At 62.8% G+C, this 937-nt stretch carries 2 protein-coding genes; both read left to right on the top strand.

The window, feature by feature from the left end; translation table 11 throughout:
• The first annotated feature begins 105 nt into the window (after positions 1-105).
• Positions 106-549, top strand: coding sequence for an ExbD/TolR family protein (locus QUG01_RS19905; RefSeq protein WP_500831605.1), 444 nt, complete (start codon positions 106-108; stop codon positions 547-549).
• A gap of 11 nt (positions 550-560) precedes the next feature.
• Positions 561-937 (top strand): ExbD/TolR family protein (locus tag QUG01_RS19900; protein ID WP_500831604.1); only part of this gene is annotated, 377 nt, incomplete at its 3' end.

Genomic DNA, 937 nt, shown 5'->3' with positions numbered 1-937 from the left:
TACAACTGGCTGGTGCGCCGCAACAAGCTGGTGCTGGACAACGTCCGCGTGGTATCCGGCCGCCTGCACGCCAGCCTGCTGAACAACCCGACCCGGTAAACAGCCATGGCGCGTTACAAACGATTTGGCCACGGCAAGGGCGACGAAGACCAAGTGCTGTCGGCGATCAACACCACGCCGCTGGTGGACGTGATGCTGGTGCTGCTGATCATCTTCCTGATCACGGTGCCGGTGGTGACGCAGACAGTGAAGATGACGCTGCCCAAAGAGCAGAACATTCCGACGCAGACCAAGCCGGAGAACATCGTGTTGGGAGTGGGTCCGGATAGCCGGATCTACTGGAACATGAGTCCGGTGAAGGATCAGCAGGAACTGCTGGCGCGGCTGGTGAAGGAAGCGAAGAAAGATCCGCAGCCGGAAGTGCACATCCGGGGCGATGCGGCGGCGCGCTACGCGCCGATCGGCCGCATCGTGCTGGCGGTGCAGCAGGCGGGGATCGTGAAGATCGCGTTTATCACCGAGCCGCCGAGCCCGGCGGGCGGGGACTAGGAGGAAAGAGCATGGCGATGAACGTGGGGTCGTCGGGCGAAGACGACCTGATGATGGAAATCAACACCACGCCGTTGATCGACGTGATGTTGGTGATGCTGATCATGCTGATCATCACGATCCCGATCCAGACGCACGCGGTGAAGCTGGACATGCCGGTGAACACGCCGTCGCAGCAGCAGGTGAAGCCGGTGGTGGTGCAGATCGACATCACGCCGGACAGCGCGGTGATGTGGAACGGCGAGCGTTTGGCGAACCGAGAGGCGCTGGAAGCGAAGCTGGCGGCGGCGGGGAAGTCGGAACCGCAGCCGGAGCTGCACATCAAGCCGAACAAGGATGCGACGTATGCGCCGGTGGCGATGGTGCTGGCGGAGTCGCAGCGATTGGG

Source organism: Chromobacterium sp. CCUG 76385 (genome assembly GCF_059916625.1).
This window is presented reverse-complemented; position numbering and strand designations above follow the sequence as displayed.

Bases quoted from the DNA above. Each gene is read 5' to 3' on its own strand.
- QUG01_RS19905 (WP_500831605.1), top strand. From the start codon at position 106: ATGGCGCGTTACAAACGATTTGGCCACGGCAAGGGCGACGAAGACCAA.